The sequence below is a fragment of the Bacteroides mucinivorans genome (assembly GCF_034654355.2).
Classification (GTDB): domain Bacteria; phylum Bacteroidota; class Bacteroidia; order Bacteroidales; family Bacteroidaceae; genus Bacteroides; species Bacteroides nordii.
The window spans coordinates 1,452,279-1,478,282 of the sequence record NZ_CP178179.1 but is presented as its reverse complement, the minus strand read 5'-3'; the positions used below and the strand labels follow the sequence as shown (position 1 = coordinate 1,478,282).

At 42.3% G+C, this 26,004-nt stretch carries 19 protein-coding genes; 12 read left to right on the top strand and 7 right to left on the bottom strand.

The window, feature by feature from the left end; translation table 11 throughout:
- Positions 1-101 precede the first annotated feature (101 nt).
- The 5 genes from VCM39_RS05130 to VCM39_RS05110 all read right to left on the bottom strand — a co-directional run bounded on the left by VCM39_RS05130 (position 102) and on the right by VCM39_RS05110 (position 6,885).
- Complete coding sequence (locus VCM39_RS05130; RefSeq protein WP_322933113.1) at positions 102-308, bottom strand: hypothetical protein; 207 nt, start codon at positions 306-308, stop codon at positions 102-104.
- 205 nt (positions 309-513) lie between these two features.
- Positions 514-1,113, bottom strand: coding sequence for a TetR/AcrR family transcriptional regulator (locus tag VCM39_RS05125; protein ID WP_322933114.1), 600 nt, complete (start codon positions 1,111-1,113; stop codon positions 514-516).
- A gap of 16 nt (positions 1,114-1,129) precedes the next feature.
- On the bottom strand, positions 1,130-2,503 hold the full coding sequence (locus VCM39_RS05120; protein WP_195350137.1) for a TolC family protein: 1,374 nt from the start codon (positions 2,501-2,503) through the stop codon (positions 1,130-1,132).
- 31 nt (positions 2,504-2,534) lie between these two features.
- On the bottom strand, positions 2,535-5,732 hold the full coding sequence (locus VCM39_RS05115; RefSeq protein ID WP_322933115.1) for an efflux RND transporter permease subunit: 3,198 nt from the start codon (positions 5,730-5,732) through the stop codon (positions 2,535-2,537).
- 22 nt (positions 5,733-5,754) lie between these two features.
- Positions 5,755-6,885, bottom strand: a complete 1,131-nt coding sequence (locus tag VCM39_RS05110; RefSeq protein WP_221651180.1) for an efflux RND transporter periplasmic adaptor subunit — start codon at positions 6,883-6,885, stop codon at positions 5,755-5,757.
- A gap of 199 nt (positions 6,886-7,084) precedes the next feature.
- Here VCM39_RS05110 and VCM39_RS05105 point away from each other — a divergent pair, with 199 nt between their 5' ends.
- The 6 genes from VCM39_RS05105 (at position 7,085) to VCM39_RS05080 (ending at position 14,089) form a co-directional block, all read left to right on the top strand.
- On the top strand, positions 7,085-7,930 hold the full coding sequence (locus VCM39_RS05105; RefSeq protein ID WP_289293066.1) for a helix-turn-helix domain-containing protein: 846 nt from the start codon (positions 7,085-7,087) through the stop codon (positions 7,928-7,930).
- Between the two features lie 116 nt (positions 7,931-8,046).
- A complete protein-coding gene (locus VCM39_RS05100) occupies positions 8,047-9,249 on the top strand; it encodes an ATP-binding protein (protein WP_221651178.1) in 1,203 nt (400 codons plus the stop codon).
- Between the two features lie 122 nt (positions 9,250-9,371).
- Positions 9,372-9,854 carry a PepSY-like domain-containing protein gene (locus VCM39_RS05095; protein WP_221651177.1) on the top strand — a complete coding sequence of 161 codons (483 nt, stop codon included), beginning with the start codon at positions 9,372-9,374 and terminating at the stop codon, positions 9,852-9,854.
- 217 nt (positions 9,855-10,071) lie between these two features.
- The gene (locus VCM39_RS05090) at positions 10,072-12,360 is read left to right on the top strand and encodes an NADP-dependent malic enzyme (protein WP_221651176.1); all 2,289 of its coding nucleotides are present in this window, start codon (positions 10,072-10,074) and stop codon (positions 12,358-12,360) included.
- Positions 12,357-12,533, top strand: coding sequence for a hypothetical protein (locus VCM39_RS05085; protein WP_002562412.1), 177 nt, complete (start codon positions 12,357-12,359; stop codon positions 12,531-12,533). Before VCM39_RS05090 ends, VCM39_RS05085 begins: the two co-directional genes overlap by 4 nt.
- 221 nt (positions 12,534-12,754) lie before the next feature.
- Positions 12,755-14,089 carry an NADP-specific glutamate dehydrogenase gene (locus VCM39_RS05080; protein WP_221651175.1) on the top strand — a complete coding sequence of 445 codons (1,335 nt, stop codon included), beginning with the start codon at positions 12,755-12,757 and terminating at the stop codon, positions 14,087-14,089.
- Positions 14,090-14,250: 161 nt separating this feature from the next.
- Here the strand turns inward: VCM39_RS05080 and VCM39_RS05075 are convergent, their stop codons facing one another.
- The gene (locus VCM39_RS05075) at positions 14,251-14,529 is read right to left on the bottom strand and encodes a hypothetical protein (RefSeq protein WP_025866752.1); all 279 of its coding nucleotides are present in this window, start codon (positions 14,527-14,529) and stop codon (positions 14,251-14,253) included.
- 194 nt (positions 14,530-14,723) lie between these two features.
- On the opposite strand from VCM39_RS05075, the gene VCM39_RS05070 reads away from it, so the two are divergent.
- From VCM39_RS05070 to VCM39_RS05060, 3 genes are all read left to right on the top strand, one after another.
- Positions 14,724-15,161, top strand: a complete 438-nt coding sequence (locus VCM39_RS05070; protein ID WP_221651173.1) for a helix-turn-helix domain-containing protein — start codon at positions 14,724-14,726, stop codon at positions 15,159-15,161.
- A 131-nt stretch (positions 15,162-15,292) separates the two neighbouring features.
- Positions 15,293-16,432 (top strand): PDDEXK nuclease domain-containing protein, encoded by a 1,140-nt coding sequence (locus VCM39_RS05065; RefSeq protein ID WP_321028960.1) that lies wholly within the window; start codon positions 15,293-15,295, stop codon positions 16,430-16,432.
- Between the two features lie 782 nt (positions 16,433-17,214).
- Entirely contained in the window at positions 17,215-17,439 is a 225-nt protein-coding gene (locus tag VCM39_RS05060; RefSeq protein ID WP_221649620.1) for a winged helix-turn-helix domain-containing protein, read from the top strand.
- Between the two features lie 223 nt (positions 17,440-17,662).
- Here the strand turns inward: VCM39_RS05060 and VCM39_RS05055 are convergent, their stop codons facing one another.
- Positions 17,663-20,632 (bottom strand): PEP/pyruvate-binding domain-containing protein, encoded by a 2,970-nt coding sequence (locus tag VCM39_RS05055; protein WP_221649612.1) that lies wholly within the window; start codon positions 20,630-20,632, stop codon positions 17,663-17,665.
- A 141-nt stretch (positions 20,633-20,773) separates the two neighbouring features.
- Here VCM39_RS05055 and VCM39_RS05050 point away from each other — a divergent pair, with 141 nt between their 5' ends.
- From VCM39_RS05050 to VCM39_RS05040, 3 genes are all read left to right on the top strand, one after another.
- Complete coding sequence (locus VCM39_RS05050) at positions 20,774-22,888, top strand: prolyl oligopeptidase family serine peptidase (protein WP_289293071.1); 2,115 nt, start codon at positions 20,774-20,776, stop codon at positions 22,886-22,888.
- Positions 22,889-23,175: 287 nt separating this feature from the next.
- The gene (gene gdhA / locus VCM39_RS05045) at positions 23,176-24,513 is read left to right on the top strand and encodes an NADP-specific glutamate dehydrogenase (protein ID WP_221649610.1); all 1,338 of its coding nucleotides are present in this window, start codon (positions 23,176-23,178) and stop codon (positions 24,511-24,513) included.
- 271 nt (positions 24,514-24,784) lie between these two features.
- The gene (locus VCM39_RS05040; protein ID WP_221649609.1) at positions 24,785-25,945 is read left to right on the top strand and encodes a M24 family metallopeptidase; all 1,161 of its coding nucleotides are present in this window, start codon (positions 24,785-24,787) and stop codon (positions 25,943-25,945) included.
- The last annotated feature ends 59 nt before the right edge of the window (positions 25,946-26,004 follow it).

Here is a 26,004-nt window from a genome sequence, read left to right as displayed (position 1 = left end):
TCTCTTTCTTTATAAGAGTAACCATTCATCAAAGTGATATTTTTGTATGATGTAAAGCAATATTACCACACCCATAGAATAGAGAAGATAAAAAGCCTATCCTACAACAAATTGATAATCAAAGACTTTACAAGTACATTTTCTCCCCGGAGCCGAACAGCCTCTTCCCCGGAGCCGAGCAACGTCCTCCCCGGAGCCGAGGGACCTTCTCCCCGGAGCCGGGCAATGCGCATGGCTTGGGGAAGGAAGGACATGTAAAACAATCTAACTCTCCATTCCGAGTAGTTGGTTACTGAGTTCAAAGCCATACAAAAATGAGCAAAACTCACCACAGAGTAGCACAGAGTTCCACAGAGTATTATTTATCTGATAAAACGCGGATTAATACAGATTAAAAGACTGTAGTTCTTTACCTTATCATTATTTCCCTTTGCGAGAATCTGTGTTAATCCGCGTTTCAATAAAGATTTAAAACTCCGTGTCCTCTGCGTTCTCTGTGGTGAAATAAACACCTCATCCTTTCTGCGTTATCGGCAAGCACTTATCAATATAGAGGATATCATCCACTTTAAAGAATCCACGCAGCAACGAATAAGCAAGTAACCGTTGCGTGGCATAGGAAGCGCCACGCAAACAGTTCTCATAAAGGATAGTGAGTATTTCTATCGCCAAACGGTCGGGATTAACATCAGCTACCAACACCCCGCAAGCCTTGCAAAGATTCAGCGCATCGGCCAGTTGCTGCAACCAGAAAGTCTTTTCACGTTCCAACATAGGTTGATAGTCGGGATCTCCTGCCAGATCAGACAACAATGTACTACCCTGACAATGTATCAGCGATGTATAAGCATCCATCGTACGGAAAAGAATCTCAGTACAGGAATACTCTTCTTGTTTCTGCCCGGTAAGCAACCGGTTGTGTTTCTCGGCAGCAAACTCTGCCAGGCAAATACGTACCAGGCAGACTTTGCTGGGAAAAAGCTGATAAAGCGTCCGTTTGGACATGCCCATGCCCTGAGCAATAATATCCATAGTCAAACGACTGACGCCGTGCAGAATCATCTCCTGCTTGGTATAATCAATTATTCGGCGACGAACAGTTTCGGGTTTCATTCCATTCCTCCTCTTCTTACATTCTTCCGCCACCAAGGGCCTGATACAATGTAATAACTCCCTGAATTTCAGTAAAACGGTTGGCTACCTGAGACAGTTGTGCATTGAGCAATGTCTGCTGGGCAGTCAATACTTCCAGATACGTGGTATTGCCATGCTTCATCAACAAACGGGTGCTTCGGGCGGCATTTTCCAGTGAGGCAACCTGTTTAGTGAAATACTCCGATTTATCACGGGCTGTCTGATATTGTACCAGTGCATTGTTAACCTCGCTACCTGCATTGAGCAACGTCTGTTCAAAGCTGAGACGTGCCTCCTCCTGCTGTGCCTTCGCTATTTTGAGCTGGGCGATATTCTGTCCCCGGTTGAACAACGGCTGCGTCAACGACGCAACTGCCGTAGCAATGAACTTACCGGGATTGACAATCAGAGCACCTGCCGAGTTAGTCCATCCGGCACTACCACTCAACGTGATAGAGGGATAGAAAGCAGAACGCGCACTATTGGTTGTATAAAAAGCCTGTGCCAAAGCCTGTTCTGCACTGCGCACATCGGGACGGTTGGCAAGCATCTGAAGAGGTACACCAACGAAGAGGTCTTCGGGCAATTGCTGCCCTTCAAGCTTGCCGCGCCGAATGTTCTGAGGAACATCAAACAGCAACAGGGAAAGGGCATTCTCCACTTGATTGATCTGCTCTTTCAAATCGAGCAGCGATGTACGGATATTATAATAGGTAGCTTCGGTCTGCGCCAACCCTGCTTCGGTCACCATACCGGCTGCTTTCATAGCACGGGTGGCAGTCACACTCTCCGCCCAGGCAGCCTCGGTGGCTGTAGATATTTCAAGCTGGGCATCGAGCATCAGCAAGGTATAATAATTGTTGGCTACGGCCGACACCAGTTGGGTCTGCACAGCCTGTTCATACTCCCGGCTTTGAGCAAGAACCGCCTTTGCACGGCGCTTGGCGTTGGTGATACGTCCGAAGAGATCAATCTCCCAGCTTGCAGAAACAGGCAATGTGTACGTCTGCGTAGCTTTCGCACCATCAAAACTACTCACCGTGCCTTGCGGAGAAAGAGAGAAAGAAGGCAGATAGGATAAACGGGCAGAAAGCAATGTAGCCTCAGCCTCTTTCACACGCAAATGGGCGGTTTGCAAATCAGTATTGCGCACCAGGGCAGAGTCAATGAGCATCTGCAAGTGCGGGTCTGTAAATACCTTACGCCAGGAGAGATTTCCCAGATTGGCGGTATCGGTAGCGGACACAAGCGTATCAGTAGCCCCATAAAGCCCTTCGGGAACCTCCGTAGCAGGTTTGTATTTGGAATAAATGCCGCAACTACTCAGTATAAAAGTCGTTGCCACAGATAATAGAATTATCTTCTTCATATTTCTTTTCTTTTTAATAATTTGGTTAAGGTCATTCCTTACCGGCTTCTTGTTTTTCCCGGTCGCTCTTCACAATCTCTTCCTCAATCTGCCAATCGTGGGTAGGCTGAGGCTGTACCGGACGCAAACGTTCCTGTAACCACTGGAAGGCTATAAAGAGTGAAGGAACAATGAATAGCAACGCCAGTGTACCAACCACCATGCCACCTACCGTACCGGTTCCGAGTGAACGGTTACCATTGGCTCCTACTCCGGAAGCTACCATCAAAGGCAACAGACCGAAAACCATTGTAAGAACCGTCATCAGGATAGGACGGAAACGGGCTTTGGATGCACTCAGTGCCGAAGCAATCAGTCCCATACCTGCCTTACGGCGCTCGGTTGCATATTCCGTCAGCAAGATCGCTGTCTTTGCCAACAGACCAATCAGCATGATAAGCCCCGTTTGCAAATAGATATTGTTCTCGAGTCCGAACATACGGGCAAAAAGGAAACTTCCCATGAGTCCGCAGGGCACACTCAGAAGTACGGCAAAAGGTACAATGAAACTCTCATAAAGTGCACTCAGGATGAGGTAAATCATGAGGAAACAGATAGCAAATATGATAATTGTAGTGCCACTCGGCTGGTTCTCTTCACGAGTGATACCTCCATAATCATAACCATAGCCTTTGGGCAATGAAGTGGCGGCAGTTTCCTGCACGGCACGAATTGCGTCACCGGTACTGTAACCTTCAGCAGGCATCGCATTTACCGCAATAGAGTTGTACATATTGAAGCGGCTCAGTGATTCGGCACCATACACGCGTGTCAATGTTACAAACTGACTCAGCGGAGCCATTTCCCCATTCGCCATACGCACAAAAGTATTGTTCAGTGAAGTCTCATCCAGACGATATTCAGGATCGGCCTGTATCATTACCTTATATACTTTTGAGAACCGGTTGAAGTTGGACACATATTGCCCGCCATAATATCCCGACAAAGTGCTGAGTACCTGATCCGGCGTAATGCCTGCACGTTTACATCTGGAAGCATCTACTTCTACCGACCATTGCGGATAACGTACATCAAATGTAGAATATGCCATTGCTATCTCAGGACGCTGGTTCAAAGCACCCAGATATTGCTGTGTGGTCTGGAAGAAAGTGTTTATATCGCCTCCCTGTTTGTCCTGCATATGCAGTTCGAGTGCATTACCCATACCGTAACCCGGAATCATACCCGGAGAAATGGCAAATACTGTAGCATCCTTGATATCCGCCGTACAGCCATATACCCGACCGATAACAGCCTGTACATTATCTTCCTTGCCGGGGCGTTCGTCCCAGGGTTTCAACTTCAGAATCAGCATACCGAATGAACTTCCCTGCCCGGATAACAATCCGTAACCTGCCACCTTCTGCACATGTGCCACCTGCGGGATATCTTCCAGACGCTTCTCGATACGTTCAATGACCGTATTCGTAGTCTTGAGTGAGCTACCGGCAGCAGTACTGACATTCACAAACACCACTCCCTGGTCTTCATCCGGTACCAACCCTGTCTTCGTGGTATTCATGAAGAACAGAAGCAAAGCCATCGAACAAGCCAGCAAAGACCATGTAAGCCATCTGCGTTTGATGAAAAACAATACGATGCCTTTATATTTATCTACCACCACATCAAAAGCTGCATTAAATGCACGGCGGAAACGGGAAGCAAAATTATTCTTCTGTGTTCCGTCCTCATTAATATAAGGTTTCAGCAACAGTGCACAAAGCGCCGGACTCAGCGTGAGGGCGTTGATAGCGGAAATACCCACAGCAACCGCCATTGTCAATCCGAATTGCGTATAGAAGGTTCCGGAGGTACCTCCCATAAAAGATACCGGAATAAATACCGCCATAAATACCAGTGAGGAAGTAATTACCGCATTACTGATACCTTTCATTGCATCTATACTTGCCATATAAGAAGATTTATACCCCACATCAAACCGGGCTTGCACCGCCTCGACCACCACAATGGCATCATCTACCACCGTACCGATGACCAATACCAAAGCAAACAGCGTGATCAGGTTGATACTGAAACCCGCCAGTGCCATAAAGGCAAACGTACCGATCAAAGAAACAATAATACCTACCAACGGAATCAGCGTGGAACGAATGTCCTGCAAGAAGACATACACCACCAGGATTACCAGAATAATAGCTTCAATCAGCGTCTTGACTACCTCATAAATAGAAGCATACAAGAAGTCATTGGAACTCATCAGCTGTGTAAGCTCTACCCCTTTCGGCAAATCTTTCCGGGCTTCCTCCAAAAATTTATCAATGTTATTGTTCACTTCGGTAGCATTAGAACCGGCTGTCTGAAATATCATGCAGGAAATACCATTATGTCCATCGGTAGTACCTTTGTAGGCATAGCTTTCCTGTCCCAATTCAAGGTCGGCAATATCTTTTAGTTTCAGTACTTCGCCGTCGTCCGTGGAGCGGATTACAATTTCACCAAACTCTTCGGGAGTAATGAGACGGCCTTTATACTTCATGGTATACTGGTAGGTTTCGTCGGAGTTCTCACCGAATGATCCGGTAGCCGATTCAATGTTCTGTTCGGCAAGTACAGAGGTTACATCACCCGGAATGAGTTTGTACTGTGCCATCACATCCGGTTTCATCCATACACGCAAGCTATATTCGCCGCCCATAATCATCATATCTCCTACTCCGGAGATACGGAGAATTTCAGGTTTCAGATTGATACTGATATAGTTGGAAAGGAAAGTCTCATCGTAAGAATCGTCTGGGCTATACAAAGAGAACATCTGCAAGATACTGGTCTGCCGCTTGGAGGTAGTAACTCCTACCTGGGTCACTTCCGCCGGAAGCTGGCCTGTAGCCTTAGAAACACGGTTCTGCACGTTTACTGCCGCCATGTCAGGATCGGTACCCTGTTTGAAGTAAACAGTGATGGAAACCGTACCGGCATTGGTAGCCGAAGAGGTCATGTAAGTCATATCTTCCACACCATTAATTGCTTCTTCCAGCGGAGAAATCACACTCTTTTGCAAAGTCTCTGCGCTGGCACCAAAATAACTGGTACTCACCATAATGGTGGGAGGAGCAATATCAGGATATTGTTCGACGGGCAACGTGAACAGTCCGATGATCCCGACAACGACAATCGTTATAGAGATGACAGCCGATAGAACCGGCCGTTCAATGAAAGTTCTTAAGTTCATTATTTTGTCTTTATTTCATTAATTACTTTGATGTGCCATGCAATGCGTCTTTCGGTTGAATTGGGGTACCCTCACGAAGTAATCCTACTCCTTCTGCTACAATCACCTCACCAGACTCTAACCCACTATCTACGATATATTCTTTCCCACCGTTCACACGGGTCACCTGCACGGGAGCCGATTGCGCCTTGCCGTCTACTACCTTATATACAAATACCTTATCCTGAATTTCATATGTAGCTGCCTGAGGAATAACAATAGCTCCTGATTTCTGCACAGGTACAATCACATTACCGGCACCACCGCTATGAAGCAACCCTCCCTCATTCGGGAATACGGCACGCAGACTAACAGTTCCCGTACTACGATCAATCACCCCACTAATCGTCTCAATTCTTCCCTTTTCCGAATAAGCAGATTTGTCGTTCAACAATAAATCAATAGCCGGCATCTGTTTCAGTGCCTCCTCTTTCGAACCATACTGCCTGATCAATCCTAACAACTGATTTTCGGTCATAGAGAAGTAAACATACATATCCGAATTGTCAGAAACGGTAGTCAACGCTTCCGGCAGGCTGGCACTAACCAACGCTCCTACACGATAAGGCAAAGTTCCCACAACTCCATCGGCAGGACTTTTCACTACCGTATAAGAAAGGTTATTACGGGCATTCACCTCCTGGGCCTTCACCTGTGCCAATTGTGCTTTGGCTGCCAGCAATGAGTTCTTTGCCGTGCTAAGATCGAATTCGGAAACTACATTCTGTCTGTAGAGTTCCTGCTTGCTGTCATACGTCAATTGTGCCGTTGCCAGTGTAGCCTTTGCTGCTTCCACATTGGCCAAAGCCGTCTGTAAAGCCGCTTCATAAGGCACCTGGTCTATGATAAACAATGCCTGCCCATTCTTTACCCGCTGACCTTCTGTGACACATACTTTAGTCAACGTACCACTCACTTGCGGATAAATCTCAATATCCTGCCGACCGCGAATTGTCGCCGAATATGTACTGAACAATACCCGGTCGGACGGTGATGCCGTCATCACCTCATATCCGCTTTCCATTTGTACTTGTGGTGCCTGCTTGCATCCTGCAACAGCCAAACAACATGATAGCATCACAATGTGCTTCATTCTACATACCTTTTTGCTCATAATACCCATTTAATTAATGTTCTCTACTATACAGTTGATCCTTCAACTGGTTGACTTATCTATTTTGTCGCGGCAAAGGTAGAACGTTTTCCTTGCAGAAAACTTTTCATACCATCCACAGTTTTGTTCATTTTCGGAACAACATATCTCTATTTTCAGTTAAAACTCCTATATTTGCCAGTGAAATAAAGAACAAAGTATGGAATATAAAAACCCGCTCACCGTCTCTCTGGAAAGATCTTTCATAGCCGGGACAGGCGATCTTGCTGCTTTTCACAACCGTTTGAACAAACTCGATTGCGCTGTCATTTTATTCTGTCGCAGCGGTTGGGCACAAATTACTATCGACCTTCGGAAATATGAGATAGTAAAAAACACCCAGATTGTTTTATTACCCGGAACCGTAATCAGCCTGGACGGAAAAAGTGATGACTTCAACCTTTCTTTTTTCGCTTCCTATGGCGAAATGTTTCGGGAAGCCTGTCTGCGGCTCGACCCGCCCTTCTTTCATTTTCTGAAAGAAAACCCTTGCTATACGCTCCCCGAAGATGCAACCAGAAGTATAAATGGGCTTATGGATGCCACTTCCGCCATCTACATTGACTACGAAAACCGTTTTCGTAATCAGATAGCCCGTAATCATTTGCAAAGTTTTCTACTTGATATTTACGATAAAACATACCGTTACTTTACTAAAAGTGAGATTGAAGGCAGCAATCGCCAGGATGAGATATTTGGTAAATTCGTTGCCATGGTACACGAACATTGCAGCTCACAGCGTGATGTAACCTTCTATGCCAACAAGCTTTGCATCTCTACCAAATACCTGACAGGAATCTGCCGGAGTGTGACAGGCAACTCTGCTAAAAAAATAATTGATAACTTCGCCATACTGGAAATAAAAGTATTACTCCAATCTTCTAAATTGAACATCCAGGAAATAGCCGATAAATTGGGATTTCCGGATCAGTCTTATTTGGGCAGGTACTTCAAACGGCATGAGGGAATGTCTCCGGCGGAATACCGGAATGGGAAAGAAAAATAAAGAGTTAGATAAATAGCTTCCATTCTAAACGGATAGTAGTTTCCATTTAGAATGGAAACTATTTTGCATTTACAATGGAAACCTTTATATTTGCCTGTATCTAAATGCAATATGTTATGATACAAAAAGATTTTCTACAGGAGATAATCCGCCAACAAAAAGAGATGCTGCAAATTAAAGAGAAAGGAATGCTTCGGAATGAGTTAAAGACTTTACCGGATATTGACAACTATGCTCTCATTGTATCTGGTGTTCGAAGATGTGGAAAGAGTACCCTTCTACATCAATTATTAAAACAGAAACACACAGAAGCTTTATATATTAACTTTGACGATCCACGATTATATGATTTTGAAATATCTGATTTCCAGAAGTTGGATATGATCATAGCAGAAGCAGGAAATCAAGTCTTGATGTTTGATGAGATACAAGTAGTTACAGGTTGGGAACGTTATGTCCGCCAAAAGTTAGACGAAAGTTTTAAGGTTTTCGTTACTGGTTCCAATGCATCTTTATTAAGTAAAGAGCTGGGAACCAGTTTAACAGGAAGACACTTAACTATAGAACTATTCCCTTTCTCATATGACGAATTTTGTCGTTTTAAAGATTTTGATCATAACGAAGATTCTATTAAAGAGTATATGCGTTTAGGTGGATTTCCTGAATACTTAAAAGCTCCTTTTGAAGAAATATTGGCAAATCTACTTGATGATATACTCATACGGGACATTTCTGTGCGATATGGTATAAAAGATACACGCGGATTAAAACGTTTAATGGTTTATCTGCTTTCAAACATAGGTAATCTGACATCTGCAAACAAGCTGAAGGAACCTTCCGGCATTAGCTCTACTACTACAATCCTGGAATATATTTCTCATCTGGAACAAAGTTATTTAATAAATTTAGTCCCCATGTTTGATTATTCATTAAAGAAACAAACGGTCAATCCTAAAAAAATCTATGCAATCGACATGGGGTTAGTAGCAGCTAACGTCAATAAAATAAAAGGAGAAGAAGGACATAAGTTAGAAAACATGGTTTATAACGCTTTACGATTAAAATATAAAGAAATATATTATCATAAAGGAAAAGGTGAATGTGACTTTATCACCATAGAAAAAGGAGCCATTACACAAGCTATTCAGGTTTGCCTGAAACTTGACATAGATAATCAGACACGTGAATTCAATGGACTAATAGATGCCATGAAAACATATCACCTCAATGAGGGTTACATCGTAACATTAAATCAGGAAGACGTTTTTCAAATAGAAGACCTGACTATTAAAGTCGTTTCAAGTTATAACTTTTTATAAGAATAAAACGCAGATTAACCATCGCTTGGCGTATCTCCCCGTGCGGGAAGCACTCTTAGCTAAACAAAAAGCAGCACTGAGTGTTAGTAGCAAAAATATCCACCTAACTAAACACTTTAACTATGATTAAATTAAAACTTGGTGTATTGCTTGCTATGCTGATAGCTTCTACCACCGCCTTTGCCGGCTATGCTCCTGCCCAAGTACAGGCAGCTTTAAAAAAGATGTACCCCACTGCCAAAGATATTGCCTGGTCACAGGATGACGGTTATTATTGTGCCGACTTCATGATGAACGGCCTTGAAAAGAATGTATGGTTCAATGCCCAGGCACAATGGGCCATGACCCAGACAGAACTGGTAAGTGTAGACCGCCTCTCTCCTGCCGTATACAATGCTTTTGCCGCCAGCGACTATGCGGACGGAATTGTTGAAGATGTCACCTACGTTGAATTCCCCAAATGGGAACCCATTATTGTTATTAAAGTGGGAAAAGCCAATATAGATATGAAATACCAGCTGTTTTATACCCCCAACGGTCAATTGTTGCGTACCCGGGATGTGAGCAATATGTATGATATACTGGGTCCGGGAACTTTCCTGTAAATTAAAGAACGAAGAATAAAAAATAAAAGACAGAGTATGAAGGTCGGAAAATGAATTAGAATATATATACGTAAAAGGCACAAAAGGAGGTACTATTTCTCTCTTTTTGTGCCTTTTTGTTATTAATTTAATAGAATTTATAACAGATAGACTACAGTTTCTAACTTTTATTCCTACATTTGCAGACAAATGATAACCTTTATAAAAACGCAGTATCATGGCTAAAATAACAAAAGAGGCCGCTTTGCTCTATCATTCACAGGGCAAACCCGGTAAAATTGAGGTAGTTCCTACCAAACCCTATAGTACACAAACCGACTTATCGCTTGCTTACTCTCCCGGTGTGGCAGAACCATGCCTCGAAATCGAAAAGAACCCGCAGGATGCATATAAATATACAGCCAAAGGAAACCTGGTAGCTGTAATCTCCAACGGTACAGCCGTACTCGGTCTGGGCGATATAGGTGCACTAAGTGGCAAACCGGTAATGGAAGGTAAGGGACTATTATTTAAAATCTATGCAGGTATCGATGTGTTCGATATTGAAGTAGACGAAAAAGACCCGGACAAGTTCATCGAAGCTGTAAAAGCAATTGCACCGACTTTTGGCGGCATCAACCTGGAGGATATCAAAGCGCCGGAGTGTTTTGAAATAGAACGCCGGTTAAAAGAAGAACTCGACATTCCTGTCATGCACGACGACCAGCACGGAACGGCTATTATCTCCAGCGCCGGACTGATCAATGCCCTGCAAGTAGCCGGAAAGAAAATTGAGAATGTGAAAATCGTTGTAAACGGTGCAGGTGCTTCTGCCGTATCGTGTACAAAACTATACGTATCACTCGGTGCACGCCTCGAAAACATCGTAATGGTGGATAGCAAAGGCGTTATCAGCAAAGCCCGTACCGACCTGAACGAACAGAAGAGATACTTTGCCACAGACCGTACCGACATTCATACACTGGCAGAAGCCATCAAAGGAGCAGATGTATTCCTCGGCCTGTCAAAAGGAAATGTACTTTCACAAGATATGGTACGCAGCATGGCTGCCTCTCCTATTGTGTTTGCACTTGCCAACCCGACGCCGGAGATTTCTTATGAAGATGCTATGGCTGCCCGCCCCGATGTATTAATGGCAACCGGACGTTCGGACTATCCGAACCAGATCAACAATGTGATTGGTTTCCCTTATATCTTCCGTGGTGCACTGGATACACAGGCCAAAGCCATTAATGAAGAAATGAAAATCGCTGCCGTACATGCTATTGCCAACCTGGCAAAACAACCCGTGCCCGATGTAGTAAACGAAGCTTACCATGTAAACAACTTCACCTTCGGACCGGAATATTTCATTCCGAAACCGGTAGACCCTCGTCTGATTACAGAAGTATCCATCGCTGTGGCCCGTGCTGCCATGGAAAGTGGTGTAGCCCGCAAAAATATCGAGGATTGGGACGCTTACAGAACGCATCTTCGCGAACTCATGGGACAAGAGTCACAGCTCACCCGCCAGCTTTATGATACGGCCCGCCGTAATCCGCAACGCGTCGTATTTGCCGAAGGTGGCCACCCCAATATGTTGAAAGCTGCCGTTGAAGCAAAAGCAGAAGGTATCTGCCATCCTATTATATTAGGTAACGAAGAACGTATCGAGAAACTGGCACATGAACTTGACCTGAGCCTGGAAGGTATCGAAATTGTCAACCTGCGCCACGACCGCGAAACAGAACGCCGCGAACGCTATGCAAAGATACTGGCAGAAAAGCGTGCCCGCGAAGGTGCTACGTATGACGAAGCAACAGATAAAATGTTTGAGCGTAACTACTTTGGTATGATGATGGTGGAAACCGGAGATGCAGACGCCTTTATCACCGGATTGTATACCAAATATAGCAATACAATCAAAGTAGCCAAAGAAGTAATCGGAATCCGTCCCGAATACAACCACTTCGGAACGATGCACATCCTGAATTCCAAGAAGGGAACCTACTTCCTGGCCGACACTTTGATCAACCGTCATCCGGATGCCTCAACCCTGATAGATATTGCGAAACTGGCAGATCAGACAGTAAGGTTCTTTAATCACACTCCGGTTATCGCTATGCTGAGCTACTCTAACTTTGGTTCCGATCAGGCAGGTAGTCCGCTGAAAGTACACGAGGCTGTAACATATATGCAGAAAGAGTACCCGGAACTGGCTATTGATGGTGAAATGCAAGTAAACTTCGCCATGAATCGCGAACTTCGTGATGCTAAATACCCGTTCACCCGCCTCAATGGTAAGGATGTCAATACACTGGTATTCCCCAACCTCAGTTCTGCCAACTCCGGTTACAAACTGATCCAGGCAATGACTCCGGATACAGAACTGATTGGCCCTATCCAGATGGGATTGAACAAGCCTATCCACTTTACCGATATCGAAAGCTCCGTGCGCGATATTGTAAATATCACAGCCGTAGCGGTTATCGATGCGATTGTTGACAAGAAAAAAGCAGGGATATGAAACGCCCGTTATCCAAATCACAAATAGTTTGCATCATTCTGCTTTGGGTAGCGCTTTGTTACATAGTATTAGTATACGCCGAGCGTATTGACGGTCCAACAATACTTATGCTTATCATTTCGGCAGCATTAGTGTTCATTCCTGTCTACAAATCGCTCAAAAAGAATAAATAATATCTTTTTATTCCATATTTGCGGCATAAAATATCAAAATTGATATTTTATGCCGTTTTTCTTTATAAAATGTTTGCAAGTTCAATTTTTATATTTACTTTTGCAACATCAAAAAGAGAGAAACAAGACAAAAGATAGTAAGACAGGTGATTTCCCTGCCAACTTGTTCTCATCATTCATTTGTCAACTTATAAACTCAACTAATAAAAAGAAAAAGAATTATGAATGCAGCTAAGGTATTAGAAGATTTGAAGAGAAGGTTTCCCAATGAACCGGAGTATCATCAGGCAGTAGAAGAAGTTCTTGCTACTATTGAAGAAGAATACAACAAACATCCTGAATTCGACAAAGCCAACCTGATTGAGCGTCTTTGCATTCCCGACAGAGTGTATCAATTCCGTGTAACTTGGGTAGACGATAAAGGTAATGTGCAGACCAACATGGGTTACCGTGTTCAGCACAACAACGCTATCGGCCCGTACAAAGGCGGTATCCGTTTCCATGCTTCAGTAAACCTTAGTATTCTTAAATTCCTTGCCTTCGAGCAAACATTCAAAAACTCACTGACTACATTGCCGATGGGTGGTGGTAAAGGTGGTTCCGATTTCTCTCCACGCGGAAAGTCAAACGCCGAAGTAATGCGTTTCGTACAGGCTTTCATGCTGGAATTGTGGCGTCACATCGGTCCTGAGACCGACGTACCGGCAGGTGACATCGGTGTAGGTGGCCGCGAAGTAGGTTTCATGTTCGGCATGTACAAGAAACTGGCTCACGAATTCACAGGAACATTCACAGGTAAAGGCCGCGAATTTGGTGGTTCACTGATTCGCCCGGAAGCTACCGGTTATGGTAACATCTACTTCCTGATGGAAATGCTGAAAAGGCAGGGTACCGATCTGAAAGGCAAAGTTTGTCTTATCTCAGGTTCTGGTAACGTAGCTCAGTATACAGCAGAAAAAGTATTGGAACTGGGTGGTAAAGTAGTTACGATGTCCGACTCTGATGGTTACATTTACGATCCGGACGGTATCGACCGCGCAAAATTGGATTACATCATGGAACTGAAGAACCTCTACCGTGGCCGTATCCGCGAATATGCCGAAACTTACGGTTGCAAATATGTAGAAGGAGCTAAACCTTGGGGTGAAAAATGCGATATCGCTCTGCCTTCTGCAACACAGAATGAGTTGAATGGTGACCATGCCCGTCAGTTGGTTGCAAACGGATGTATCGCAGTCAGCGAAGGTGCAAACATGCCTTCTACTCCGGAAGCTATCAAAGTATTCCAGGATGCAAAAATCCTGTATGCTCCGGGTAAAGCTGCCAATGCCGGTGGTGTATCCGTATCCGGCCTGGAAATGACTCAGAACTCTATCAAACTGAGTTGGAGCTCTGAAGAAGTAGATGAAAAACTGAAGAGCATCATGAAGAATATCCACGAAGCTTGTGTACAATACGGTACTGAAGCCGATGGTTATGTAAACTATGTGAAAGGTGCCAACGTAGCCGGATTCATGAAGGTTGCCAAAGCAATGATGGCTCAGGGTATATTATAATCAGCAACCCTTTTTTAAAAAGCTATAGTTAATATGAAAAGCCGCTTCTTTACGAGGGAGCGGCTTTTTCATGTTATAAATTACATCTATTGTTATGTACCACTACATATATTGTTATGCAACGTCACAACTATTGTTATTCATCATTAGATGTAGAAGCCTCAGCCTTCCTCTTCATCCGGAAGGAGGAAATTAACTTCTTTATTTTTGGCTATCCACTCTATCCGCCTGCTTGTTTCATTTAACAGATCCGCAATATCCTCTTCATCAAAACTCTTCGGGAGTATTATAGGCACCCTTTTGACATCTTTATCTCCTTCAAAAACAATAATTTTAACTTCATCCGAAGTATCACAGGAGATGATAGCATCATACTCTTTCAATAAGTTAGCCAGTTTTCTTAATAACGTAGACTCTTTAGTTGTCAATAACTTAATCATTTCACCTCCTATTTTAATCATTCTTGAATTTACAAATTAAATGTAAAAAAACTACACCAGCAAATATAAATACATTCAATTTATTTCATTTTGAGCAAAGTGACATTCATTTTATTCATTCTATTCGTTTTTTTCGTATATTTGCTTCGGATGAAACTTTTTGCTGATAGTAATTGTTGAAAAACTAAAAAAACATGGAAACAGAAGAATTACAGAACCTGAATGTCCATCATGGACATAATATAAGACGCACCCGCATTGAAAAAGGGATCAAACAGGATGCCATGTCTGAGCTTGTACATCTGTCACAACCGGCTATTTCGAGATACGAAAGAACCAAAACGATTGATGATGAAATACTGCAAAGATTTGCCAGAGCACTGAATGTACCGGTAGAATATCTGAAAACGCTGGAAGAAGATGCGCCATCAGTGGTATTTGAAAGTATAACAAATGATGTACATGATAATAAAGAGGGAGTAACTGTTCCGACAGGTTATTCAAATAATCTAAAAAATGCTTTTAATCCTATCGACAAAATCACCGAACTTTATGAACGCTTACTAAAAGAGAAAGATGAAAAATACGCCGCGCTTGAGCAACGTATTCAAAATCTGGAAAAGCAGAAGTAAGTTATAGATGCACTACCCGTTAGCCGGATTAATTTTATACTGAATAATAACGAATCAAACTCACATAAAGATAATGGTGCAGTCTATATATTATCTGCAAGATGTGCTTATGTCTTCTAAAGAGTAAAAATATGAACTTTGAATCTTTAGTTAATCACATCAGTGCCATTCAGAATACCTTGCAAGCACAAGCTGCACATTCTGTAAATCTTGCACTAACTTCCCGCAATTGGTTAATGGGATGCTACATTGTTGAGTTTGAACAGCATGGCGAAGACCGTGCAACCTACGGTGAGCAACTTTTAAAGAATTTAGAAAAGCGATTAAACACCAAAGGGTTAAATGAGCGTAGATTCCGGGAATTCAGACGTTTGTATCTAATTTATCCGCAATTAAAAGAAGAAGTCTTAGGATATGTTATGTCAAACCCGGAAATCCGTTGGTCACTGACTACAGAATTCGCTACCCCAATTCGGCAGATGGCATCCGCCAAATATGAAAATGAGATTCGGCGGATGACATCCGCCGAATTGATGGATATACATAAATGGATGATTCCAGCTGATAAGCTATTCAATAAACTTACTTACTCTAACCTGTCTTTAATATCAGCTATTGACAATCCCGTCAAACGTGCTTTTTATGAAATGGAAACAATTCGTGGATGTTGGTCATATAAAGAATTAGGTCGACAAATCAACTCATTATATTACGAACGTAGTGGCTTATCCAAGAATAAAAAAGCACTTTCCGCATTAGTACAACAACAAACGACACAACTTCAACCTACGGATGTAATTAATACCCCAATAACCTTAGAATTCTTAGGATTAAACGAGCAAGTACTGGTTACAGAGAATGATTTAGAACGAGCTATCCTTGATAATTTACAAAAGTTTCTGTTGGAAATGGGACATGGTTTCTGTTTTGAAGCTCGCCAAAAACGTATATTAATAGATGAAGATTATTTCTTTGCCGATCTTGTATTCTATCACCGTATATTGAAATGCCATGTAATAGTGGAATTGAAAATTGACAAATTCCACCATGAATATGCATCCCAGCTGAATATGTATCTCAACTACTTCAAAGCAGAAATAATGCAACCTGATGATAACCCTCCAATTGGTATCTTATTGTGCACGGAAAAAGGAGACACTTTAGTCCGTTATGCAACAGCAGGTTTAGACCCCAATATTTTTGTGCAAAAATACAAAGTCCAGCTACCTAGTGAAGAAGAGATTAAAGATTTCATTTCCAAAGGTATCTAAAGTCATATATAACCTATATACCAATAACAACCAATAGAAATTGCCTGCATTCTTATAGATGCACTACCCGTTAGCCGGATTAATTTTATACTGAATAATAACGAATCAAACTACTATAGAATTCGTAATTCAGCAAGTTAGAATCACACCTATAACAATCTGATAATCAACACTTACAAGAATGTACACTTTTGTATAATAAGAATGTACATTCTTGTATAGCAAAACTGTACATTCTTAGGATACCAAAGTGTACATTCTTATTCAACAGAAAACAGGTTCTAATATTCTACCCATAAATTGAAGCATTTTTTATTACAACAAGAACAAGATAATTTCTCTTTATAAATATTACCTGTAAAATATTGCAAACATCCGACTTATAATTCTACGAGAATCGATTCATTTCTCGTAGAGTTTCACCCCATTCCTCGTAGAGTTTCGACCCATTCCTCGTAGAGAAAAAAGCCGCTTACATATAACACTAATAGTCAAGCATTTAAAAACCTTATTCCTTGTAATATTTTTCCAACTTGCAAGCTATCCTATCTTTCCATTTTCGCACCGTTTCTACATCTCTAAATAATTACAAAAAGATAAATATAATTATTTCAATATGAGAGTAATTCAAGGTGATTTCATTTCCAATTAATACAGATTAAGTTTGTTTTTTTCTGTAAAAATGTTATCTTTGTGGATAGGTAATGTGTATAACATTATTTTCATATGCTCACAATGATTAAATTATAGATAAATAAATTGTTTAATCTTCTAAAGTTTGCATTATGGAAAAGAATAAAATTGGCTTAAATGCAGGAAAAGTGTGGCGTATCTTAAATGAAAAAGGTGAACTTTCCATGTTCGATTTATGCCATGAGCTGGGTTTGACGTTTGAAGATGTAGCTCTTGCTATTGGTTGGTTGGCCAGAGAAAGCAAAGTCTTTTTAAGAAAAAAAGAAGGAATGCTTTTTGCAAGCATTGAGAATGTTGAATTTTCTTTTGGCTAAAGTGGAAACTAAATTACATTTAAGGTGGAAATCTACTTTATGATCTACACTACTAAAAATTTAATAAAGTGGATATGTGGGGATATTTGCGTTCAAAATATTGTAACTTTTGATTCAGCTCCATTACGCATTCAATAACAAACAGACTACATAACAGAGCTAAATCAAAACTGTCTCTCAGAGTTCTATAGTGAAAGTTGAAAGTAAAACGCCACCAAAAGAATCAATCTTGTGGCATCAATACCACTCCCAGCTTTTTCTTACCATCCATCTTCACTACTATTGGTTTCTCAAACCGCACATGCCGCAAGAATTTAGTTTCCTCAACAGCAGGCTGTGCGTTCAGGAAATCCTGATTGTAAACACCGTCATTCATAAAAGCATTAATAGTGAAGTAACCCACTCCAAACGAAGTAAGGTTCTGGAAGAAGTGTGTTCCCTGGCTGGGATCTACCCGATAGTTCGTCAGCCCGGCTTCCACAATGACACGGGCAGCAGAGATATGCGGCCACTTCACCGGAATACCGAGCCAGGTATCACTACTTCCCCATCGTCCGGGGCCAACCAGCACATAATTCTTCCCTTCGTTTAAGAACTGCTGATTCATCTTTTCTATCTCCCAGGCAATAGCCTGATTATTGGAAGCACTGTATCCGTCGGTCTTAACATAAATGATATCACACACCTCATTCATGATTCCGTGCCCTAATGAGTTGTTAGAACGCAGAATGACATCTTCATCCGGAATGGTGGTGAGATCTTCGTCAAGTATCTCTTTTGTATCGACAATGGGACGAATCTGCAACAGATAGAATGTACCCGTCTTATCCTGTTCGCGGCTCAAAGTAGCAGCAAACTCTATCTCTACAGGGCGACGCATTTCCTGTTCGCTATGCTTCAGAACCAATTGCAGGATACGAGCCAGAGGGAATACATCATGTTGCAGGATATTGGCAAACGTGATCACTTTGCGCCCTCCCGGATACAATCCATCCCGAATCACCTGATCGTAAGGATCATAAGTAGAAGCAATGTAACGCAACGCACCATCTTTTTCCGCCTCTTTCACATGAAGTTTCAGCAGATTGAATCCATCATCAATAGAAAAGTCTTCTCCGGCATTTTTAAGATCGAGCGCATAAAAACGGGTTTGCGTCTCCTTCAAGGCAATCTCCATTTCACTGGTCTGTAATACCTGGTTGGGGTGATAGGGAGAGAAACGAAGCGTCATTCCGCCATCTACGATATATTTTCCCAAACCAAGAGCCAGATTGACAGTACCTTCTTCTGCTTTCTCATCTCCTATCGGATAGTAATTGAGCGAACGAGCCACACCGGACATAGACGGATAATAACGGTCGCCATACTGGTTACCCACCACTTCTTGCAGAATAACAGCCATCTTTTCCTGATCAATCACATTGGAGGTAGCCTGCATATATGCTTTACTATCTTTAAAATAGACAGAAGCATACACCCCCTTGATAGCATCAGAAAGCATACGGAGCATCTCGTACTTATCATCCAGATAAGGAATCATATAAGTATTATAAATTCCGGCAAATGGCTGATAATGTGAGTCTTCGAGTAATGAAGAAGAACGAATGGCAATAGGCGACTTCACTACATCAAAGAAGGTAAAGAAATCTTCCACCAGTCTGTCCGGCAGCTTTGCCTTCAGGAAATATTTCAGAATTATATCATCATCGGCATCGGAAAGAGCTATCTGATATAAATTATTCGTATCCATAAACTCATCAAAGACATCCGTACAGAGTACTACCGTCTTCGGAATGGCAACACGGGCATTCTCAAATTCTTCAAATTCAGGATGGCGCTTCACCATATTATCAATGAAAGCCAGTCCACGTCCTTTTCCTCCCAAAGACCCATCGCCAATACGGGCAAAATTGGAATAACGGTCGAAGCGATCGCGCTTAAAAACAGCCACTACACCCTGATTTTTCATCTTACGATACTTCACAATGGCCTCGAAGATAATCCGCCGGTGAGCATCTACATCCTGCAAGCTATTCCAGGTGATAGGTTTAAGGAATTCGGCAACAGGAAACATAGCCCGCGAATATAACCAGCGCGACACGTGATTACGGGAAATATGATATAAAAATGATTCGGCCGGAACAGCAAAGAGAATATTTTGCAGTTCTTTCAGGTTCCGCACACGGGCAATCTCCTCTCCCGTTTCGGGGTTACGAAAGACAAAATCTCCGAAACCAAAGTTATCAGAAACAATACGGCGCAGATCCACATCCATTTTCTTGGAATTCTTATCAATAAAACTGGCACCATATTTGGCAGCATAAGCAGAATTCTCCGATTCGGACGACTGAATAATAAGGGGCACGAACGGATCTTCTTTTCGTATGGCAGCACAAAGTTTAATACCTGCCAACCCATCTTTTTCTCCACGCTCTACGCGAGGAAACCGTACATCGGTAATCACCCCAAGTATATTGTTTTTATATTTTTCGTACAGCGTAATAGCTTCCTCATACGTACGTGCCAGCACTATTTTAGGACGTCCACGCATACGCAAAGTACGCTGGTGGGCATTCAGGGCCTCAGTAGAGAACTCCTGGCTCTGTTTCAAGACAAACTTATACAGGTTTGGCAACACCGAAGAGTAGAAACGGATACCGTCTTCTACCAGCAAAATAAGCTGTACCCCTACTTCTGCCACATCGTGCTCCAGATTCATCTTATCTTCTATCAATTTAATGATAGATACCAGCAGATCGGTATTACCCAACCAGCAAAATACATAATCAAACGCACTCAGATCTTCATCGGCAATACGCGCTGTAATACCATGACTGAAAGGCGTAAGAATGACTATAGGAATGTGCTCATACAGACTCTTAATGTGACGCCCGATATCAAAACTGTCATTATCTCCCGTACCCGGCATACAAATAACAAGATCAAATGTCATACTTGCAAGCAGTGCCAGAGCCTCCTCTTCTGTAGAAACCTGCGAAAAACGGGGAGGATAGCGAAGCGACAAGGAAGTATATTCGTTAAAAATTTTTTCATCAATACGCCCGTCATCTTCAAGCATAAAAGCGTCATACGGATTGGCTATCAACAGGACATTGAAAATACGCCGCGTCATCAGATTGGCAAACTGCGTATCTTTGAAATAAAGCTGATTTAATTTGTATTTACTGAGCATGGATTTCCTGTAGTTAAAAATTGAAAGACAAAATTCGCCTTTTTTATCGGGAAATGCAAATGAATTTTATAGAATTAAAGGTGGTTATTTCACCGCTTCTGTATATATTTGTACTTTTCTCACTACAAACAACTATTTATAATGAAAAAAACAGTCTTATTATTAAGTGGAATTATGGTCATGTCATGTACATCCCAACAAAAAAAATTGGTCTATCCTAAAACAGCCAAAGTAGACAGTGTAGATGTATATTTCGGGACAAAAGTCTCCGATCCTTATCGCTGGTTGGAGAACGATACCAGTGCAGCTACTGCCGCCTGGGTAGAAGCAGAAAACAAAGTAACCAATGCATATCTTGCTCAAATACCCTTCCGTGAGCAACTGTTGAAACGCTTAACCGATCTGGCAAATTACGAGAAAATAGGTACTCCATTCAAGAAACATGGAAAATACTATTTTTATAAAAATGACGGATTGCAAAACCAGAGTGTATTATATGTACAAGACTCATTAGACGGAGAAGCCCGTGTTTTTCTGGATCCGAACCAATTGTCGGATGATGGTACGGTAGCACTCACCAGCCTCTCTTTTTCCAACGATGGTAAATATACGGCATATACCATTTCGCGGAGTGGTTCGGACTGGTCCGAGATCTATGTAATGGATACCGCCACAGGTAAACTGCTCGAAGATCATATTAACTGGGCCAAGTTCACAGGAGCAGCCTGGCAAGGAGATGGATTTTACTATAGTGCATATGATGCTCCGGCAAAAGGTAAAGAATTTTCCAACGTCAATGAAAATCATAAGATATATTATCATAAAATCGGTACTCCTCAAACCGAGGATAAACTGATATACGAGAATCCTGCATACCCAAAACGCTTCTACTCTGCCAGTACAAGCAAAGACGAACGTATTCTCTTTATATATGAATCGGGAGCCGGAAGAGGTAACAATCTATTTATAAAAGATTTAAAGAGCCCCAATGCAACACTCTTGCAATTAACCACCGACTTCGACTACCAATACTCTCCTATCGAAGTTATCGATAACAAAATATACATATTTACTAATTACGGAGCTCCGAAAAACCGGATCATGATAGCCGATATCAATAACCCGCTGCTGGAAAACTGGACAGAACTCGTACCCGAAAAAGCTTCGGTTCTTTCGGATGCAGAAATAATTGGTGGCAAACTCTTTCTGACTTACGACAAGGATGCATCCAACCATGCTTATGTTCATGATCTTAACGGGAAAAGACTACACGAAATCGAACTCCCTTCATTGGGTTCTGTAAGTTTCAGTGGTACCAAAGATGATAAGGAATGTTTCTTTGGCTTCACTTCATTTACTATTCCGGGAACTACCTATAAGTACGACATAGACACAAATACCTCAGAGTTATACCGTGCTCCGAAAGTAAAGTTCAATCCAGACGATTTTATAACCGAACAGATCTTCTTCCCAAGCAAAGACGGTGTTATGATTCCGATATTTCTTACGTATAAAAAAGACTTGAAGAGAGACGGCCAAAATCCGGTATTCCTTTACGGATACGGAGGATTTGGTATCAGCCTCAACCCGGGATTCAGTATCAACCGTATTCCATTTCTTGAAAACGGAGGTATCTATGCACAGGTAAACCTGCGGGGTGGTAATGAATATGGTGAAGAATGGCACGTTGCCGGTACTAAGATGCAAAAGCAAAATGTGTTCAATGATTTTATTTCTGCCGCAGAATTCCTTATCAACAATGAGTATACCAATCCGGATAAAATAGCTATTGTAGGTGGTTCAAACGGTGGTTTGCTGGTAGGTGCCTGTATGACACAGCGCCCCGATCTGTTCAAAGTAGCCATTCCGCAGGTAGGAGTTATGGATATGCTCCGCTATCATAAGTTTACCATCGGCTGGAACTGGGCCAGTGATTACGGAACAAGTGAAGACAGTAAAGAAATGTTCGAATACCTTAAGGGATACTCTCCGTTACACAATCTGAAACCAGACACGAAGTATCCGGCCACCATGGTTACTACTGCCGATCATGACGACCGCGTAGTTCCGGCCCACTCATTCAAATTTGCTGCTACATTGCAGGAGTGCAATGACGGTACTAATCCAACCCTTATCCGCATCGATAGCAAAGCCGGACACGGAGCGGGTAAACCAATGAAAAAAGTACTGGAAGAGCAAGCCGATATATACGGATTTATTATGTATAATTTAGGAATGGATCCAACAAAACTTTAAACTATTAAGGGGATTTACGATTAGACAATCCGAAGATTCGGAGATTTACGATTAGACGATTTACAATTTACGATTGAAGTTACTTATAATTTTATGTAATCCCAATCGTAAATCGTAAATCGTCTAATCGTAAATATTAAGATCGTCTAATCGTAAATCAAATTGTCATTTTATCATTATTTAATCAAAATATCACCATAAAAAAGAGGTTTATAGAAAAGTTTTCCTATATTTGCAGTGTCAGTAGTTGACATTTTATCAGAATGAACCTTTTAAAACATAGTATTATGAACATTCAGAAAATTATGTCCTCTCTTGAGGCGAAGCATCCCGGTGAATCTGAGTACCTCCAAGCAGTCAAAGAAGTACTTCTCTCTATTGAAGATATATACAATCTGCATCCAGAGTTCGAAAAAGCCAAAATAATAGAAAGACTTGTCGAACCAGATCGCATCTTTACGTTTCGTGTAACATGGGTAGATGATAAAGGTGAAGTACAAACCAATTTAGGCTACCGCGTACAGTTCAATAATGCTATCGGCCCGTATAAAGGCGGTATTCGTTTCCATGCATCTGTAACCCTTTCCATTTTGAAGTTCCTGGGCTTCGAACAAACATTCAAAAACGCATTGACTACCCTGCCGATGGGTGGTGGTAAAGGTGGTTCCGACTTCTCTCCCCGTGGAAAGAGCGATGCTGAAATCATGCGTTTCTGCCAGGCTTTCATGCTTGAATTATGGCGCCATATAGGTCCGGATATGGATGTACCTGCCGGTGACATAGGTGTAGGAGGTCGTGAAGTAGGCTATATGTTTGGTATGTATAAAAAGCTGACGCGCGAACATACCGGTACTTTCACCGGTAAAGGCATGGAGTTCGGCGGTTCCCGTATCCGTCCCGAAGCTACCGGTTTTGGCGCCTGCTATTTCGTTCAGCAAATGCTGAAAGATAAAGGGACCAGTTTTGAAGGTAAAACAGTGGCTATCTCCGGTTTCGGAAATGTGGCATGGGGTGCTGCTATTAAAGCTACAGAATTGGGTGCCAAAGTGGTTACCATTTCCGGTCCTGACGGCTACATCTATGACCCGGATGGTATTTCCGGTGAGAAAATAGACTATATGCTCGAACTTCGTGCCAGTGGTAATGACATTGTAGCTCCTTACGCCGAAGAATATCCGAATGCAACTTTCTACCCGGGTAAAAAGCCTTGGGAACAGAAAGTAGATATCGCTATGCCTTGCGCCACTCAAAATGAAGTAAACGAAGAAGATGCCAGACAACTGGTTGCTAACGGAGTGATGTGTGTAGGTGAAGTATCTAATATGGGATGCCGCCCCGAAGCCATTGATACATTCCTTGCTGCACGTATCATGTATGGTCCGGGTAAAGCAGTCAATGCAGGCGGTGTAGCAACTTCCGGTCTTGAAATGACTCAAAATGCAATGCATATTTCCTGGACTTCAGAAGAAGTAGATAAGAATCTGCATCAGATTATGAACGATATTCATGCCCAGTGCGTAAAATATGGTACTGAAAGTGATGGCTATATCAATTATATGAAAGGTGCCAACATTGCAGGATTCATGAAAGTGGCTCATGCGATGCTTGGACAAGGAATTATTTAAGATTTACGATTGGACGATTTACTATTTACGATTGGAATTACATCTATTTATTCACAAGTAACTTCAATCGTAAATGGTAAATCGTCTAATCGTAAATCTTTGGATTGTCTAATCGTAAATAGAAAAACTTTGTTTAGTTGTATTTGTATTTGTGGTTTGCGCTACTTTCCTCCTGTGACAGGACGTGGGTAGCGCACTTTTTTACCAGAAGGTTTCATTTTCAACCAAAATAGCCTAACTTTGCATCTCAAAATCAAAACATAATAACGAGATGTTACAACCGGAATTAAAACTGCGCCGCGATAAAATACGCTGGCTGATGGCTCAACAAGGTATTGATGCCGCCCTAATCACTTGTAATGTAAACTTGCTCTATACGTACGGCCGTGTTGTCAGCGGATACTTATACTTGCCTCTTAACGCTCCCGCCCGCTTATTTGTAAAACGTCCCAACAATATATCAGGCGAACATATCTTCTCTGTCCGTAAACCGGAACAAATCATAGATATCCTGAAAGAGGAGAAATTGCCCATGCCTACTAAACTGATGCTCGAAGGTGACGAATTGCCCTATACGGAATACGTACGACTGGCTGCCATATTTCCGGATATAGAAGTCGTTAATGGTACCCCGCTTATCCGCCAGGCACGAAGTATAAAGACAGCTATTGAAATAGAATTGTTCCGTCGCTCGGGAATTGCACATGCCAAAGCATACAACCAGATTCCTTCTGCTTATCGTCCGGGAATGACTGATCGCGAATTCTCTATTGAAATTGAACGTCTGATGCGCCTGGAAGGATCACTGGGTATTTTCCGCGTATTTGGTCAAAGTATGGAAATCTTTATGGGAAGCGTACTGACTGGCGATAACGCAGCTGTACCTTCTCCCTACGACTTTGCTTTGGGAGGTGAAGGACTCGATCCGGCACTGCCGGGAGGAGTAAATGGTTCTCCGCTGAAAGAAGGCCAAAGCGTAATGGTGGATTTAGGTGGTAACTTCAACGGATATATGGGCGATATGAGTCGCGTGTTCTCTATCGGCAAACTGAGTGAAAAAGCCTATGCCGCACATCAGGTTTGTCTGGATATACAAAACGAGGTTGCTTCAATGGCTAAGCCTGGAGCTGTATGTGAAGATTTGTATAACACTGCCATTGATATGGTTACCAAAGCCGGATTTGCAGAAAACTTCATGGGCATCAGCCAGCAGGCACGTTTCATTGGTCATGGCATCGGATTGGAAATTAACGAAATGCCTGTAATTGCACCACGTATGAAGCAAGAGCTGGAACCAGGTATGGTATTTGCTTTAGAACCCAAAATCGTTTTACCAGGTGTCGGTCCTGTTGGTATTGAAAACTCATGGGCTGTCACCAGCGAAGGAGTTGAAAAACTGACGATCTGTAATGAGGAGATTATCGAACTCTGAAATAGTGATTAGTGTTTAGTGATTAGTGATTAGTACCATGCGGCATGACGCGCAGCCTA